The organism is Tepidibacter thalassicus DSM 15285 (assembly GCF_900129915.1).
In the GTDB taxonomy this organism is placed as follows: Bacteria; Bacillota; Clostridia; order Peptostreptococcales; family Peptostreptococcaceae; genus Tepidibacter; species Tepidibacter thalassicus.
The window spans coordinates 40,688-58,305 of sequence record NZ_FQXH01000010.1; the positions used below are offsets into that span (position 1 = coordinate 40,688).

The 17,618-nt window shown below is 27.8% G+C and carries 19 protein-coding genes; all 19 read left to right on the forward strand.

Annotated elements, in window-relative coordinates; genetic code table 11:
* Positions 1–73 precede the first annotated feature (73 nt).
* The 19 genes from recD2 (at position 74) to BUA19_RS05840 (ending at position 17,617) form a co-directional block, all read left to right on the forward strand.
* Entirely contained in the window at positions 74–2,296 is a 2,223-nt protein-coding gene (gene recD2 / locus BUA19_RS05750; protein ID WP_072724592.1) for an SF1B family DNA helicase RecD2, read from the forward strand.
* The gene (locus BUA19_RS05755) at positions 2,293–3,009 is read left to right on the forward strand and encodes a ComF family protein (protein ID WP_072724594.1); all 717 of its coding nucleotides are present in this window, start codon (positions 2,293–2,295) and stop codon (positions 3,007–3,009) included. Before recD2 ends, BUA19_RS05755 begins: the two co-directional genes overlap by 4 nt.
* Positions 3,010–3,022: 13 nt before the next feature.
* Entirely contained in the window at positions 3,023–3,421 is a 399-nt protein-coding gene (locus BUA19_RS05760; protein ID WP_072724703.1) for a flagellar protein, read from the forward strand.
* A gap of 74 nt (positions 3,422–3,495) precedes the next feature.
* Positions 3,496–3,780, forward strand: coding sequence for a flagellar biosynthesis anti-sigma factor FlgM (gene flgM, locus BUA19_RS05765; RefSeq protein ID WP_072724596.1), 285 nt, complete (start codon positions 3,496–3,498; stop codon positions 3,778–3,780).
* Position 3,781: 1 nt separating this feature from the next.
* Positions 3,782–4,270 (forward strand): flagellar export chaperone FlgN, encoded by a 489-nt coding sequence (gene flgN, locus BUA19_RS05770; protein WP_072724598.1) that lies wholly within the window; start codon positions 3,782–3,784, stop codon positions 4,268–4,270.
* 15 nt (positions 4,271–4,285) lie between these two features.
* A complete protein-coding gene (flgK, locus tag BUA19_RS05775) occupies positions 4,286–5,944 on the forward strand; it encodes a flagellar hook-associated protein FlgK (RefSeq protein WP_072724600.1) in 1,659 nt (552 codons plus the stop codon).
* A 16-nt stretch (positions 5,945–5,960) separates the two neighbouring features.
* Positions 5,961–7,241: a flagellar hook-associated protein FlgL gene (gene flgL / locus BUA19_RS05780; RefSeq protein ID WP_072724602.1), complete on the forward strand. Its 1,281-nt coding sequence runs from the start codon at positions 5,961–5,963 to the stop codon at positions 7,239–7,241.
* 82 nt (positions 7,242–7,323) lie between these two features.
* On the forward strand, positions 7,324–7,743 hold the full coding sequence (gene fliW, locus BUA19_RS05785) for a flagellar assembly protein FliW (RefSeq protein WP_242939251.1): 420 nt from the start codon (positions 7,324–7,326) through the stop codon (positions 7,741–7,743).
* Between the two features lies 1 nt (position 7,744).
* The gene (gene csrA, locus BUA19_RS05790) at positions 7,745–7,966 is read left to right on the forward strand and encodes a carbon storage regulator CsrA (protein WP_072724606.1); all 222 of its coding nucleotides are present in this window, start codon (positions 7,745–7,747) and stop codon (positions 7,964–7,966) included.
* 108 nt (positions 7,967–8,074) lie between these two features.
* Positions 8,075–8,905, forward strand: coding sequence for a flagellin N-terminal helical domain-containing protein (locus tag BUA19_RS05795; RefSeq protein ID WP_072724609.1), 831 nt, complete (start codon positions 8,075–8,077; stop codon positions 8,903–8,905).
* A gap of 62 nt (positions 8,906–8,967) precedes the next feature.
* Positions 8,968–9,786: a flagellin N-terminal helical domain-containing protein gene (locus BUA19_RS05800; protein ID WP_072724611.1), complete on the forward strand. Its 819-nt coding sequence runs from the start codon at positions 8,968–8,970 to the stop codon at positions 9,784–9,786.
* Between the two features lie 108 nt (positions 9,787–9,894).
* Positions 9,895–10,140 carry a hypothetical protein gene (locus tag BUA19_RS05805; protein WP_072724613.1) on the forward strand — a complete coding sequence of 82 codons (246 nt, stop codon included), beginning with the start codon at positions 9,895–9,897 and terminating at the stop codon, positions 10,138–10,140.
* A gap of 23 nt (positions 10,141–10,163) precedes the next feature.
* Positions 10,164–11,972 (forward strand): motility associated factor glycosyltransferase family protein, encoded by a 1,809-nt coding sequence (locus BUA19_RS05810; RefSeq protein WP_072724615.1) that lies wholly within the window; start codon positions 10,164–10,166, stop codon positions 11,970–11,972.
* Positions 11,973–11,991: 19 nt separating this feature from the next.
* On the forward strand, positions 11,992–13,146 hold the full coding sequence (gene neuC / locus BUA19_RS05815) for a UDP-N-acetylglucosamine 2-epimerase (RefSeq protein ID WP_072724617.1): 1,155 nt from the start codon (positions 11,992–11,994) through the stop codon (positions 13,144–13,146).
* A gap of 1 nt (position 13,147) precedes the next feature.
* Positions 13,148–14,152 carry an N-acetylneuraminate synthase gene (gene neuB, locus BUA19_RS05820; RefSeq protein WP_072724619.1) on the forward strand — a complete coding sequence of 335 codons (1,005 nt, stop codon included), beginning with the start codon at positions 13,148–13,150 and terminating at the stop codon, positions 14,150–14,152.
* A 2-nt stretch (positions 14,153–14,154) separates the two neighbouring features.
* Entirely contained in the window at positions 14,155–14,820 is a 666-nt protein-coding gene (locus BUA19_RS05825) for a class I SAM-dependent methyltransferase (protein WP_072724621.1), read from the forward strand.
* Positions 14,821–14,829: 9 nt separating this feature from the next.
* Entirely contained in the window at positions 14,830–15,888 is a 1,059-nt protein-coding gene (locus BUA19_RS05830; RefSeq protein WP_072724624.1) for a DegT/DnrJ/EryC1/StrS family aminotransferase, read from the forward strand.
* Positions 15,881–16,912: a lipid II:glycine glycyltransferase FemX gene (locus BUA19_RS05835; RefSeq protein WP_072724626.1), complete on the forward strand. Its 1,032-nt coding sequence runs from the start codon at positions 15,881–15,883 to the stop codon at positions 16,910–16,912. The genes BUA19_RS05830 and BUA19_RS05835 overlap by 8 nt, the downstream gene beginning before the upstream one ends.
* A gap of 6 nt (positions 16,913–16,918) precedes the next feature.
* Positions 16,919–17,617 (forward strand): acylneuraminate cytidylyltransferase family protein, encoded by a 699-nt coding sequence (locus tag BUA19_RS05840; protein WP_072724628.1) that lies wholly within the window; start codon positions 16,919–16,921, stop codon positions 17,615–17,617.
* Position 17,618 lies beyond the last annotated feature (1 nt).

Genomic DNA, 17,618 nt, shown 5'->3' on the forward strand with positions numbered 1-17,618 from the left:
AGAAAGGGCTTAATAAAGCCCTATTTTTTTTGTTATAATGAATTTAGTGAAATATGTTTGGGAGAGTGTTTTAATGGAAAAAATAAAGGGAGTAATAGTTGATATTGTATTTAAAAATGAAGAAAGTGGATATACAGTAGCTTCCCTTGAATTTGAAAATGATATAATAACAATAGTGGGATGTATGCCTACTTTAACAATTGGAGAAACTATAGAGGTTGAGGGAAAATGGATAAGTCACAAAATATATGGAATTCAATTTGAAGTTAGTTCTTTTTTACCATCTACTCCTGCATCAGTAGATAGTATATATGCATATCTTTCATCTGGAATTATAAAAGGAATAGGACCTAAGATGGCACAAAAAATTATAGATAAATTTGGAGTTAATTCTTTAGATATAATACAAATGAATCCGGAAAAATTGACATTGGTAGATGGAATAGGAGCTAAAAAAGCAGAGCGAATAGGAAAAAATTTTGAAGAAAATAGAGAACTTAGAAATTTAATTATGAATTTATCTAAATATGGCATAAGTGCGAATTATTGTCTTAAAATATACAAAAAATATAAAAGTAGATCTATTGAAGTAGTAGAAAAAAATCCTTATAAATTAGCAGAAGACATAAAGGGGATAGGATTTAAAATAGCAGATAGTATTGCAGCTAAAATGGGGATAAGTCCTTATTCAAAGGATAGAATATCACAGGGGATAATATACACATTAAATCAGAGTTTGAGTGAAGGGCATACATTTTTGCCAAAGAGCAAGCTTGTAAAAAAAGCTTCAAATTTACTTGAAGTAGAAGAAGAATATATAAGAGATATGATAATTAAATTGGCATTTGAACAAAAAATACAACTTCAAAAGGGTTCTATAGAAGATAATGTATATTTAATTCCGTATTATATATCAGAAAATGGCGTTTGTAAAAAACTTATAGAATTATCTCAATATGAATTTGAAGATATAAAAATAAATATAGAAGAGGAAATTAAAAAAATAGAAAAATGTGAAAATATAAAGCTTGCAAAAAATCAAAAAGAAGCCGTTGTTCAATCTGTAAAAAGTGGAGTACTAGTAATAACTGGAGGGCCTGGAACTGGAAAAACAACAACTATAAATGCTATAATAAAGGTATTTGAAAATTTGAAAATGGATATATCTCTTGCAGCGCCAACTGGTAGAGCAGCAAAGAGAATGAGTGAAACAACTCAAAAAGAAGCTAAAACTATTCATAGGCTTCTTGAAATGGGTTATTCATCTGAAGAAAATGAACTTGTATTTATGAGAGATGAAGAAGATCCATTGAATACAGATGTGATAATAATAGACGAAGTTTCGATGGTAGATATTTTACTGATGTATAATCTTTTAAAAGCTGTAAAAGCGGGAACTAGAGTTATACTTGTTGGAGATTGTGATCAGCTTCCATCTGTAGGACCTGGAAATGTATTAAAGGATATAATAGATTCAAATGTTATAAAGGTAGTAAAATTAAATGAAATATTTAGGCAAGCAAAAGAAAGTATGATTGTAGTAAATGCACATAAAATTAATAAAGGGGAAAGTTTAAATCTTAATGTAAAAGATAAAGATTTTTATTTTATACAGAAGAATAATAATGAAGATATAATAAAAGAAATTTTAAATCTCGTACATAAAAGACTCCCTGATTATTATGGATTTAATAGTATGAAGGATATACAAATATTATCTCCGATGAGAAAAGGAGATACAGGGGTATTTAATTTAAATATACATCTTCAAAATGTATTAAATCCTAAAGATAAATTAAAAGTGGAAGAAAGTTTTCAAAAGAGAACTTTTAGAGTTGGGGATAAAGTGATGCAAATTAAAAATAATTATACTAAAAAATGGGAAACTGAAGATGGAGAAGATAAAGGAGAAGGAATATACAATGGTGATATAGGGTATATTTATCATATAGATAAAGAAGAAAGAAATATATATGTAATATTTGATGAAGTAAAAATTGTAAGCTATGATTACAGTGAGCTTGATGAAATTGAACACAGTTTTTGCACAACAATACATAAAAGTCAAGGAAGTGAATTTCCAGTTGTAATAATACCTATAACGTGGGCTCCTCCAATGCTTCTTACAAGAAATCTTCTATACACAGCAGTTACAAGAGCTAAGAAGTTAGTTGTATTAGTAGGAGATATAAAGTATTTAAATTATATGGTAAATAACAATAAAATTTACAGCAGATACTCTAATCTTAAATTAAAATTAAGTAAATTTATAGAGGCGGGGTTATTAACTAAATGATAAGTACTTTACTTGATTATATATATCCTAGAAATATAAAATGTATAATATGTAAAAATCCAATACCAAAGACAAATCCATATTCTTTGTGTAAAAATTGTTTTAATGAAATACATTTTATAAAAAAAGGATGTATAAAATGTGGTAAGCCTTTAACTTTATTTTATAAAGATGAATTTTGTATTAATTGTAAAAAAGAAGATTACTTCTTTGAGAGAGCATTATCTTGTGTTGAGTACGATGATAATATACATAAATTAATTTATTCTTTTAAATACGGGAGAAAAACTTATTTAGCATATCCTATTGCGAGTATTATGAAAGATAAATTAGAATATGAAAGTATAGATTTTGATTATATAATACCAGTTCCTCTTCACAAAAAAAGACAAATAAAAAGGGGATTTAATCAATCCCAATTGATATCTGAAATTTTAGGAAAATTCACAAATAAGCAAATGTTGGATATACTCTATAGAAATAAACACACTAAATTTCTTTCAAATCTCACTAAAAAAGATAGAAAAAATGAATTAAAAGGTGTATTTACAATTAAAGGCAATCAACATAAAATAATAAAAAAGAATATACTTTTGGTGGATGATATATTCACTACTGGAAGTACAGTTGATGAAATATCTAAGATTTTATTAGCTTGTGGAGTAAAAAAAATATACGTTATTACATTTGCTACAGGAAAAAATATATATTAAAGAAGGTGATATTTTGGAGCTTGTAAATTGTAAAAAGTGTGGAAGAATGTTTGGAAGTGAAAATGGACAAATTTATTGTTCAAAATGTAGAGGGAATGAAGATGAAGATTTTAAAAAGGTAAGAGATTATCTATACGATAATCCTGGAGCATCAGTAAAAGAAGTATCAGAAGAAACAGGAGTTAAAGAACAAACTATAATTAGGTTTTTAAAACAGGAGAGAATAGAAATACTTGAAGATGAAAATGCATTACTTAAATGTGAAAGATGTGGAGTAAGTATAAAAACTGGTAGATACTGTGAAAAGTGTAAAGCTGAAATGAAAAAAGAATTAGGATCTGCTTTAAAAAATTTAAAAGAATCCCAAAAGCCTAAATTAGGATATCATACTAAACAACTTAACAAAAAATAAATAAAAATAATGTAAAGAAAATCATCCCTTTAGTCGATACTAATAGTAGAAGACTAATTAAGGGGTGTTTTTTTATGAAAATAAATAATATAAACAATATTCAAAAAGTTATGAAGGCATATAAGACTAATAAAACAGAAAAGATAAATAAATTTTCTCTTAAAGAGGATAAAATAGAAATATCTCAAAGAGGTAAAGATTTTCAATTCGCTCTTGAAGCGTTAAAAAATACTCCTGATATAAGAGAAGATAAGGTAAATGAAATAAAATCTCAAATAGATAAAGGAACTTACAAAGTAGATAATGGTAAACTCGCTAAAGCTATAGTAGATAAAAGCACTATAGATTGGAGAGGTTAAAATGAATCCTATAGATCAATTTATAGCAATATTAAGTGAGGAATTGACTATAAACAAAAAACTTTTAGAAATATCAACTCAAAAAAAAGATGTAATAATAAATAATGATACAAAAAAATTAAATCAAATGGTAGTACAAGAGCAAAACAGTATAAAAAGAATAATACACTTAGAAAAATTAAGAGGAGCTGTAGTTTCAAATATACAAAAAGAATTAGGAATTGAAAAAATAGATAACATAAAAGATATTGTAAATAAAATAGATGAAAACAAGGCTAGTGAAATTGAGAACATAGCTTTAAATTTAAAATCTGTACTCAAAGAGCTTGAAGAAAAAAACAATCTCAACAACAAGCTCTTAGAAGTTTCATTAGAGTATTTAGAGCTTAATTTAAATCTTTTAACATCAAGACCTGAACCTAAAACTTATGGTAAAAAGGCTGTGGAATATAATTCTCGTGGAACTGGCTTTTTTGATGCTAAATACTAAAGGAAGGTGTAAAAAATGGGTTTTTTCGGTTTAAATATAGCAAAATCGGGATTATTTGCAGCTCAAAAAGCTTTAAATACTGTAGGGCATAATATAGCAAATGCGAATACTCCTGGATATACTAGACAAAGAGTAGAGCTTAGACCAGATAATCCTCTATCATCTCCAGGTGGAAAGGGAATGATAGGTACTGGTGTTGATGCATATAAAATCACTCAAATTAGAAATGAATTTTTGGATATAAAATTTAGATCAGAAGTTAATGTATATGGACAATGGTCGTATAGGAGTTCATCACTTGAACAAATAGAAGCTATAATGAATGAACCATCAGATTCTGGAATAAGAAAAGTGATGGACAATTTTTTTGCATCATTTGAAGAGTTATCTAAAGATCCATCTTCTCTTACTACTAGAGCTGTAGTTAGAGAAAGAGCCATAGAGTTTACTCATACTTTAAATCATGCATATTCTCAGCTTGAAAAAATGATAAAAGATACAGATTTTGAAGTTCAAACAACTGTAAATCAAATCAATACGTATGCGAAAGATTTGGCAAAACTCAATGCACAAATACAAAGAGCTGAAATGGACGGAAGTAATGCTAATGATTTAAGAGATCAAAGAAATTTGATTTTAGATAAGTTATCAGAACTTGTAGATGTAGAAGTTAAAGAAGTAAGTAATGGGGAACATGGAGGGGTAAAAACTATAATTGCTATAAATGGACATCCTCTTGTTTATCATGATGAAGTCGATGAGATAGAAATTGAAAAGAATTTTCATAAATATAAAGATGAGTTAGGATTGGAATTTGAAATATCTTCTTTAAAATTCAAATCAGGTTCTCCTATAAATACTAGTTATCTTAAAGGAAAAATAAAGGCTCAATTGGATATGAGGGATAATATGAATGATGCAGATGGGCCTAAAGGAATTCCATATTATATGCAAAAATTAAATGAATTTGTTCAAAAAATTACATCTGATATAAATAGAATAAATATGCAAGGGTATGGATTGGATGAAAATTCTACGGGAAAACTATTCTTTGAATCTGAAAAAATAGCTGATATTGATTCTGATGGAGATGGAAATAAAGACATAGATAATTATGTAAAAACGTATTTAAATGCTAATCCTACAAAAACAGAGGAAGATGCAATAAAAGATTGGGAAAATAATAGTGCTAATAAAGGTTATACGATAATGAAAGATGGAGATGGAAATTGGTACAAAGTTTCTAAAATATCTGCAAGAGATGTAAAAATATCAAAAGACATAGATAAAGATCTTGACAATATAGCAGCGGCAAAAATTTCTGATGGAACTGGAAGAGCAAAGCCTGGAGATAATTCCAATATACTTGAAATGTCAAATTTAAGACATAAAAATGATATGTTTACTTGGGGATCGCCAGATGATTTTGTAAAAACATTGATTTCTAACATTGGGGTAGATGCACAAGAAGCAAAAAGGATGACACAAAATCAAGAAGTTCTTGTAAATCAAATAGATAGTACAAGACAATCTGTATCAGGGGTTTCTCTTGATGAAGAAATGGCAAATATGGTTAAGTTTCAACATGCGTATAATGCATCTGCTAGAATGATTACTGCTGTAGATGAAATGATAGACGTTATAATTAATAGAATGGGAAGAGTAGGATTGTAGATAACGAGGTGATATAATGAGGATTACTAACTCTATGATGGTTAATCGAATGATGATGAATATGAACAGAAATATGTCTAGAATGGATAAACTTTACAATGATTATGCTTCGGGCAAAAGAATACACAGACCTTCTGATGATCCTGTGCTTGTTGCGAGGAGTTTAAAGATACACACTGATATAGCAGAAAATGATCAGTTTAAAAGGAATGTAGATGATGCTTACTCTATATTAGATAAAACGGAAACATCTCTTAGAGAGTTAAATAACATATTACACAGAGTAAGAGATCTTACAACACAAGCATCAAATGGAGTACTTACTCCTGAGGATACAATGAAAATTCAATCTGAAGTAAAGCAGATTAAAGAGCAGATAATAAAAATATCTAATGATACTTATGTAGGAAGACATATATTTTCGGGATATAGAACTGATGAGCCTTATTTAAATGAAAATGGAACTAATGCTGTCAATTTAGATAAGGAAATTAGGAGTGATGGCTTAAATTTACCTGTAAATATACCTGCTTCACCAAATAATAAATTTAAGCTCAATATAACAGGGCTTGTAAAATCTGATGGAACAAAATATACAGGTGAATATACAGTTCAATTGCCTAATAAAAGCTATGATGGTACAACAAATACATTAGAGGATTTAAAGAATGATTTGCAAAATGCTCTTAATAGTGCTGTACCTGCAGATTATAAGAATTTTGAAGTGAAATTAGAAAATAATCAAATTGTAATTAAAAATCCTAAAATAAAAGACAGTCAAAAATTTGCAATTAAATCAGATACTTTAGATCTTAAAAATTTAGGTTTTGAAAAATTAAATATATCTCAAAGTACTGAAAAAATAGATTACAATATAGGAATATCAGCATCAATATCTATAAATATAAGAGGAGATGAAGTGTTTGGCCCTGTTGTAGACAGTGACAATGATAATATACCGGATAAGACACTTATGGATACTATGAATGAACTTATTGGTCTTCTTGAAAAAGGCGATAATGAGGAAATATCAAAAAAATTAGATGAAATAGATACACATATGAATAATATATCTAGATTAAGAGCTACGGTTGGGGCGAGAACAAATACAGTGGAAACTATAAGAAATAGGATAGAAGATACAAAAATTAATTTCACTAAATTATTATCTGAAACTGAAGATACTGATATGGCTGAGGTATCTATGCAATTTATGATGGCTGATAGCATATATAAAGCATCGTTAAATATAGGAGCTAGAATTATACAGCCATCGCTTGTGGATTTTATAAGATAGTTTGTTTTAGTTTAGCTCTAAAATCATTTTAAAATGGTTTTAGGGCTATAATTATAAAATAAAGAGGGTGGATGTTTTGTTGTTGAAAACTAAAAATTTTGGAGAGATAGAAGTAGATGAAAGTAAAATAATTAATTTTGAAGATGGAATTCCAGGATTTGAACATTTAAAAAAATTTTTTATAATAAAAGATGAAGAATTTGTAATAGATTATCTTCAATCTATAGAAGAAGATATAACATTTCCTATAATAAATCCGTTTTTGGTAAATACTGAATATGAATTTGAAATACCTGAAAATACTGTAAACAAATTAGAAATAGAAGATATAAAGGATGTGTCTATATATACTGTAGTTGTAATACCGGAGAATATAAAAGAAATGAGAACTAATCTTCAAGCACCTATTATTATAAATAATAAAAATAAAAAAGGAAAACAATTAATATTAGATGAAAGATATCCTTTAAGATATATGATTTTTGAAAAGGTAGGTGCATGATATGCTTATACTTAGCAGAAAGCAAGAAGAAAGCATAATTATAAATGAAGATATAGAAATAGTTGTCTTAGGAATATCTGAAGGAAAAGTAAAACTCGGTATTAAGGCACCTAAAGATGTTGAAATACTTAGAAAAGAAATAAAAGAAGCAGTAGTTGAAGAAAATAAAGAAGCAATAGGAAAAATAAATATGTCAAAATTAAAAAAATTAATGAAAAAATAAAAATGTACTATAAAGTATATTAAAAAAATTTCGATATATTTAATGAGAAACAAAGAGCATGGATGCTCAAATAAAAATAAAAAAATAAAATTCAGGGAGGAATTTACTATGAGAATTAATCACAATCTTATGGCAATGAATGCTCATCGTCAATTAGGAATCAATTCAGCAAATCAAGCGAAATCTGTTGAGAAATTATCTTCAGGACTGAGAATAAACAGAGCTGGAGATGATGCAGCAGGCCTATCAATTTCTGAAAAAATGAGAGCTCAAATAAGAGGTCTAAATCAAGCTTCGAGAAACGCTCAAGACGGCATTTCTTTTATTCAAACAGCAGAAGGTGCATTAAATGAAACACATGAAATACTACAAAGAATGAGAGAACTTGCAACACAAGCAGCAAATGATACAAATGTTGCAGCGGATAGAACTGCTATACAAGCAGAAATAACACAATTAACATCAGAAATAGACAGAATAGCAACAACAACTCAATTTAACACACAAAACTTACTAGATGGAAGTTTATCATCTGGTACAGGAAGTGCAATTTTACAAATAGGAGCTAATGCTGGTGAAACTTTAACTATAAATATTAATGCTATGAGTTCTACTGCATTATCAATAGATTCATCAGTTGTAGGGGTTGGAAGTTCAGCATCAGCACAAGCGTCAATTACATTAATAAGTGCAGCCATAGGAAAGGTTTCAACACAAAGATCAAAATTAGGAGCAATGCAAAACAGATTAGAGCATACAATTAAGAATTTAGATGTAGCAAGTGAAAACTTACAAGCATCAGAATCAAGAATTAGAGATGTGGATATGGCTAAAGAAATAATGAAATCAACTAAATCAAATATATTATCTCAAGCTGCACAAGCAATGCTTGCTCAAGCAAATCAAAATCCACAAGGTGTTTTACAATTATTAAGATAGTTATTAATCGAGCATGGATGCTCAAATAAAATTAAAAAATAAAATTCAGGGAGGAATTTACTATGAGAATTAATCACAATCTTATGGCAATGAATGCTCATCGTCAATTGGGAATCAATTCAGCAAATCAAGCAAAATCTGTTGAGAAATTATCTTCAGGATTGAGAATAAATAGAGCTGGAGATGATGCAGCAGGTCTGTCAATTTCTGAAAAAATGAGAGCTCAAATAAGAGGTTTAAATCAAGCTTCAAGAAATGCTCAAGATGGTATTTCATTAGTACAAACAGCAGAAGGTGCATTAAATGAAACACATGAAATATTACAGAGAATGAGAGAACTTGCAACACAAGCAGCAAATGATACAAATGTTGCAGCCGATAGAACTGCTATAAAATCAGAATTAGATCAATTAACATCAGAAATAGATAGAATAGCATCGACAACTCAATTCAATACAAGAACATTATTAGATGGTACTTTATCAGATAATAATGTAACACTTCAAATAGGTGCAAATAGTGCAGAAACTTTAGCTATAAGTATAACTGCAATGACAACTTCTGCATTGGGAGTTTCAAATGTAGTTGTTTCTACTACAACAGATGCACAGGCGTCAATTACTTCTATAAGTGCAGCAATAGGAAAAGTTTCAACTGCTAGATCAAAATTAGGAGCAATACAAAACAGATTAGAGCATACAATTAAGAATTTAGATGTAGCAAGTGAAAACTTACAAGCATCAGAATCAAGAATTAGAGATGTAGATATGGCGAAGGAAATAATGAAATCAACTAAAGCAAATATACTATCTCAAGCTGCACAAGCAATGCTTGCTCAGGCAAATCAAAATCCACAGGGAGTGCTTCAACTTCTAAGATAATAATTGAAGCCAGGGTGAAAACTCTGGCTTTTTTGTAGTGCAATAAATATTTAAAAAAATATAGTAAATACTTAATAGTAAAGAAAAAATAATATGAAGGTGATTTGTGTGGATGTAGTAAATGAAATAGAGTTGTTTAGGGAAAAAATATACAGAGGTGAAATTTTAGATAACAATATTTTGAGTAGAATACTTCAGTTTTTAGAAAAAAAACTATCAAATGAAAATTTGAGTGAAGAATTTAGAACAAAAATTAATTATTTAATGAATATATGTATAGATGCACTATCCAATAAAGATTATGTATATTTAGCAGATATATTTTATTTTGAAATAATGCCTTTATTTAAGTAATAAAAAACTAGGAGTTGAGAGCATTGGATTTATTTCAACAGAATATTGAAATTATACAAAAGTATTTTCCTGCATTGTATAAAAAATTAGATAATTTTGAAGCTGATTTAAGTAATTTTTTACTTACAGAGGATATTAAAGGTAGAAAAAATTTAATAGTAAATTATTCTCAGGGAAAAGTTCATCTGTATAGCAATTACGATATGGACAGAGAAATAGAACTTTGGATGGATGATTTAAAAGATGAAGAAAATATATGCGTATTGGGGTTTGGGCTAGGATATCATATAAAAGAACTTTTAAAAACAAAAATAAAAAAGATAGTTGTTGTAGAACCGGATATAAATTTATTTTTAGCAGCTTTGACAATCGTAGATATAAGGAGTTTTATTAATGATAGATTAGTTATTCTCATTGGAAATGATTATAAAGACATAAGCAGTTCAATATATCACTGTAATAATGAGGGAATGATAGACGGGATAATATTTAAGGCATTAAATAGTTATAGATATATATATATGGATTGGTGGAATAATTTAAAAGAAGATTTTAAAGGCAAAGCTACGTTATTTGGAAATAATATTGCTACTAAAATAGTATTTGCAAAGGACTGGTTGACAAATATTGTTAAAAACCTAAGTGAATATCCAAAAAGTGCTTTGATAAAAGATTATTTAGGTGAATTTACGGGATTTCCAGCTGTGATTGTGGGTGCAGGACCTTCTCTGAAAAAGAATATGCATTTATTAAAGGATATAAAAGACAGTGCTTTAATATTTGGAGTTGGATCTGCTGTTAATATTTTGCAGAAAAATGATATAAAGCCTCATTTTATGGTAGGTATAGATGGTTCGAAAGAAGAAAGTGAAATATTTAAAAGAATAAATTGGAATGATGTTAAATTTATATACAGTCCTAAAATTCATTATGAAGGTTTAAATAACTATAAAGGACCTAAATTGTATATGAAATTAGATTCTGATTTTATATTGGATTGGATAGAAAAAAAGATAAATTTAAATACACCTGTTATAGAATCGGCTGCTACAGTTTCAGTAATAGCAGGAGATATTGCAAAAAAAATGGGATGTAATCCAATAATATTTATTGGACAAGATCTTGCTTATACAGATGGAAAGGCATATGCAGAAGGAGCTGTTCATTCTCAAGCCATGGAAAGTGAACAGTGGGAAAGAATAAAAATAAAAGATATTTATGGAAATGATGTATATACAAATAAAAATTGGAATTCTTTAAGGATATCTTTTGAAAACTATATAGGAAATAATGGAGATGTTTTATATATAGATGCAACTGAAGGTGGAGCTAGAATAAAGGGAACTGAAATAAAGACTTTTAGAGAAACAATAGAAGAATATTGTAAATTAAATGGTGTTGTTGAAAAGGTAGATAGTATATATGAAAAATCTTTTAATGAAAATAATATAGATAGAAATGTGATAGAAAATATTAAAAATTATATATCACGAGAAGTTGAAAATATACTTGGGTTAACTAATGATGCTATAGATGTATGTATTAAAATGGAAAATAATTTGGCAATAGGAAGAAATGATAATAAGGTTCTTAAATACAATAAAAAATTAGATAAAATTAATAAAATTATAGAAAAAAATGAAGTTTATGATAATTTTATTCATCCAATATGTGATGTATTTTTATTTACTATTCAAGATGAGATAAGAAGAAATTTGGAAAAAGAACGTGATATTTTAAATAAACAGAGAAAACTAGTTAAATCTTCTATGAATCAATATAAGTATATACAGGAAGTCTGTGAGTACGCGTTAAAAATTTTAAAAGACTAAAACCTTTTTGGAGGTTGATATGAGAAAAATAGTTGTAGTTACAGGGACAAGAGCAGAATATGGACTTTTGTACAATACGATGAAAGAAATTGAAAATCATAGAGAGTTAGAATTGTATCTTATAGTGACGGGAAATCACTTGTCAAAAGAACATGGATATACTATTGATGATATAAAAAAAGATGGATTTAAAGTTGAAGAAAGTATAAATATAATATTTGAAACTGACAGCAGGGAATCTATTGCAAAATCCATGGCACTTCTTATGAGCAATCTATCTCAAACATTTTTAAGAATAAATCCCGATATACTTTTAATTCTTGGAGATAGATATGAAATATTTGCATCAGCTGCAACTGCCATGGCTATGAACATTCCCATAGCTCATATATCTGGAGGAGAAATTACAGAAGGGGCAATAGATGAGCAAATAAGACATGCAATAACAAAAATGGCCCATATTCATTTCCCAGGTAATAAATATTATGCAGAAAATATAAGAAAAATGGGTGAAGAAAGTTGGAGAATATACAATGTTGGAGATCCTGGAATAGAAAATATAAAAAATATGAAATTTTATTCCAGTGAAGAACTTAAGCAATACTTTGGATTTAAAGTGGATAGAGAAACCCTTTTAGTTACATTTCATCCAGTTACACTTGAAATAGACGATTTAAAATATCAAATGGATAATTTAATAGAAGCGTTAGATGTTTTAAATAAAAAAACGATAATAACATATCCTAATAGTGATAGTGGAGGGAAATATATAATAGATAGACTTGAATATTTTAAAACTAAAAATAAAAATATCCATGTATATAAAAGTTTGGGTTCAAGGAGATATCTGAGTACTATGAAACTCTGTGGAGTAGTTGCTGGAAATTCATCAAGTGCAATAGTAGAAGCGCCTTATCTCAAAATACCAGCAGTAGATATAGGAAATAGGCAAAAGGGAAGATTAAAAGCGGAAAACATAATTTCCTGTGGATATGATAAAGAAGAAATAATAAAAGCTGTGAACAGAGCTTTAAGTGATGAATTTAGAGAAATAGCTAAAAATACAAAGAGTATTTATGGCGAGGGAAATACAAGCAAGGAAATAGTAGATATCTTAAGCAAAATAGAAATAGGAGAAAAACTATTAAAGAAAAAACTAGTATTTGGAGGGTAATATGTCAGTTTTTATAATAGCTGAAGCAGGGGTTAATCATAATGGAAAAATAGAACTTGCATATAAGCTTATAGATAAAGCTGTTGAAGCAGGATGTGATGCAGTAAAATTTCAAACATTTAAAACTGAAAAGATAATAGGAAAAAAAGCTGATAAAGCTCAGTATCAAAAAGAAAATACGGGACATGAAGAATCTCAATTTGAAATGGTGAAAAAACTAGAGCTTTCTTATGATGATTTTACAAAATTAAAAAAGTACTGTGAAAGCAAAAATATAATGTTTTTATCGACGCCAGATGATATAGATAGTCTCAACTTTTTATGTGATTTAGGAGTGAGTTATATAAAAGTAGGTTCAACGGAAGTAACAAATATAGATTATTTAAAGGAAATAGCAAAAAAACAAATACCAATAATACTTTCAACTGGAATGAGCACTTTAGGAGAAGTAGAAAAAGCATTAGATGCCATATATTCTCAAGCAAATAGAAATGTTACACTTCTTCATGCAACAACAGATTATCCCACTAATTATGAAGATGTAAATTTGAATGCCATGGTGACTTTAAAAAATGCATTTAAAGTAGATGTGGGATATTCAGACCATACTCTTGGATATGAAGCTGCAATAGCAGCAGTAACTCTTGGCGCAGTAATAATAGAAAAACATTTTACATTAGACAAGAATATGCAAGGACCAGACCATAAAGCATCATTAAATCCTTTTGAATTAAAGGAATTTGTAAAAAGCATAAGAAATACAGAGGCTTTACTTGGAAATGGGATAAAAAAACCGACAAAAAGAGAATTGAAAATAATGAATCAAGTTAGAAGAAGCATAGTAGCATCTAAAGAATTAAAAAAAGGAACAAAACTCACTAAAGACATACTTGAATTTAAAAGACCGGGAAATGGTATAAAACCAGAGTTTATAGACATATTAATAGGCAGAACTCTAAAGAGAGATTTAACTGAAGATGAACCTATAAATTGGGAGGATGTATAAAAATGGGATTTTTTGATAAAACATGGGAAAAGGTGCATAGGGAAAGAGAATGGGGAAAATATCCACCAGAGGAATTAATAAGATTTATAGCTAGGAACTATTATGAAAGAGATAGAAAAGAAGTTCATATATTGGAAATAGGTTCTGGAACAGGAGCTAATTTATGGTATTTAAGTCGAGAAGGATTTAATTCTTATGGGATAGATGGTTCTCAAACGGCTGTGAACAAGGCAAAGGAAAGACTTAAAAGTGAAAACTTAAAAAGTCAAATTACAGTAGGAGATGTAAGTAGTATAGAATATGAAGATAAAAAATTCGATTGTGTAATAGATATTCAATGCGTAGTTCACAATAGAATAGAAGGAATAAAAAAAATATACAAAGAGGTATATAGAGTGTTAAAAGACGATGGAAAATTTTTTTCAATATCTTTTTCAACACAAACTCTAGGATATGGGCTTGGAGAGGAAATAGAGAAAAATACTTATACAAATATAACAAAAGGGCCTTTAAGTGAAGTTGGAACAGTTCATTTTTTTACTGAAGATGAATTGAGGAGCTATCTTTTAGAAGTTGGATTTAAAAATATAAAAATAGATTATATTGAAACAACACATGAAAATCAAACAGTAAAAATAAAAAGCTGGGTAGTACAGGCTCAAAAGTAGGTAGTGATTATGAAATTTATAAAACCGATAGGTGGAGAGTTTTGGTTTACATCAGAAATTTTTGATAGAAAAAATAAAAACTTTAAAGAGATTAAAGCTACTTTTTTAAGTGGAGGACAAAGTGCATTAAGAGCAGTGTTAAATGATTTAGAAATTGGTAAAGGTGATATTATACTAATGCCTAATCACTTATGTCCGACTATACTATACTCATTACGTGAAAAAAATGTAAATTATATATTTTATGAAATAAATAAGGATTTATCTATAGATTTAAATTCTTTAAAAGAAAAAATTTCAAATAAAAATGTAAAAGCGGTTTATATTATAAATTATTTTGGATTTTATCATGATAGAAAAACTATAGAATTTTTAAAAAAAATGAGAAAAAAATACAATTTTAAAATAATAGAAGATGCAGTTCAAATGCTTTGGTTTGAAAACAACAACTTCATAGGAGATTATGTATTTAATAGTTACAGAAAATTTGTTCCCATAGATGGAAGTATATTGTTATCTAAAAACGACAGAATTTACAAAGAAATAAAAGATAAATACTATGAGTTAATAAACAAAGCAAGAAGTGAAAAAAGATTATATATAGATTATGAAATAGGAAATGAAGAAAATTATTTAAATATATTTAAAGAAGCTGAAAAATTTTATTATGAAAGAAAAGAAATATACGGAATGAACAATATATCAAAAAAACTATTGAACTTATTAGATGTCGATTATATTAAAATGAAACGTCAAAAAAACTATAAATATTTATGTGAAAAAATAAAAAAAATAGATTTTGTAGAAATTATATTTGATGTAAATAGATTAAATAATACTATACCGTTGGGTTTTCCGATTTATATAAAAAACAATAGAGATAAAGTTAGAAAATTGCTCATGGATGACAATATATATTGTCCTATACATTGGAATATTGAAAATGAAATAGGAAAAAATATTTTAACAATACCTATAGATCAAAGATATAACTTAAATGACATGGATAGAATTGTATTTAGTTTACTTAAAATAAGTAATTGTTTAGAAGGAGAAAAAAATGATTAATGTATTTACATCTCAAAATAACAAATGGAATGAATACATACAGTATATGCCAATAGAGTATCGGGATATATATTATACACTAGATTATCATAAATTGTACGAAAAAAGGGGAAAAAGTGAAGCGAGATGTTTTGTATATGAAGACGGAGAAAAAATAGCTTTATATCCTTTCTTATTAAACAAAATAGAAAATGAAAATTTGAAAGAAGATTATTTTGATATTGAAACTGTATATGGATATACAGGGCCTATATCTAATTCAAATGATAAAAATTTTTTATCGTCTTTTGAAAATGAATTTTTAAATTACTGTAAATCAAACAATATTCTTGCTGAATTTATAAGATTTAATCCACTGATTGATAATATTAATATATTTAAACATAATATAGAAATATTAAAAAATAGAACGACTGTAATTGTAAATTTAGATAAAGACATACAATCTATATGGGAAAATTCAATAAGCAGTAAAAATAGAAATATGATAAGAAAAGCAGAAAAGTTTGGATTAAAAGTGAGAAAATCAAATGATTATAGTGCGTTTAAGAAAATTTATTATAAAACAATGGAAAAGGTCAAAGCTTCTTCATTTTATTATTTTGGTGATGAGTATTTTGAGAATATAAGTAAAAGCGATAATTGTATTTTATTTGAAGTTGTTTTAAATGATGAGGTTATTGCTGGAGGACTTTTTTTAAAGTACGGACAGTATTTTCACTATCATTTATCTGGGAGTTTGAGTGAATATTTAAAATATGCTCCTAACAACTTAATGCTTATGGAAGCTATAAAATACGCTAAAAGTATTGGATTAAAAAAAATGCACCTTGGGGGTGGAATTACAAGTGATCCTCAAGATAGACTTTTTAAATTTAAAAAAAGCTTTTCAAAACAAACGTTGGATTTTTATATAGGAAAAAGAGTTCACAATGAACAGATATACAATAAATTATGTGATGAATGGCTATTAAATAATCCCGACAAAAATCCAGTATATTTTCTCTTATACAAGCAGAGGTGATTTTTGATGGAAATTTTGGCAATAATACCTGCTAGAGGGGGATCGAAAGGGGTTTTTAGAAAAAATATAAAAAATTTTAACGGAAAGCCGTTAATAGCATGGACAATTGAAGCTGCAAAAAAATCTAAATATGTAAATAAAGTTTTAGTAAATACAGAAGATGAGGAAATAGCACAAATTTCTAGAAAATATGGAGCAGATATTCCTTTTTTAAGACCTGAAAATTTAGCCAAGGATGATACTCCTACAATGGAAGTTATTATTCATGCTTTGAACAAATTAAAAGAAAATTTTAATTATAACCCTGAATATACACTACTTCTTCAATGTACATCTCCTCTTAGGAATAAAAATCATATAGATGAAGCGATTGAATTGATTATTGATAAAAACGTTGATTCTGTAATTTCAGTTACTGAAGTAGAACATACACCGTTTTGGATGAAAAGAATAGATGATAATGGATATTTAGAGGATTTTATAGAATACGATAAAAAAATTTTTACAAGAAGACAAGACTTTCCTAAACTGTACAGATTAAATGGAGCAATATACATAGCGAAAACAGAAAAACTATTAGAATTTAGGGATTTTGAAATGAAAAAAACAATACCTTATGTAATGGATAGAGTGAGCTCAATAGATATAGATTCACTTGATGATTTTAATATAGCTCAGTTTTATATGAAAAATTTAAAAGGGTGAT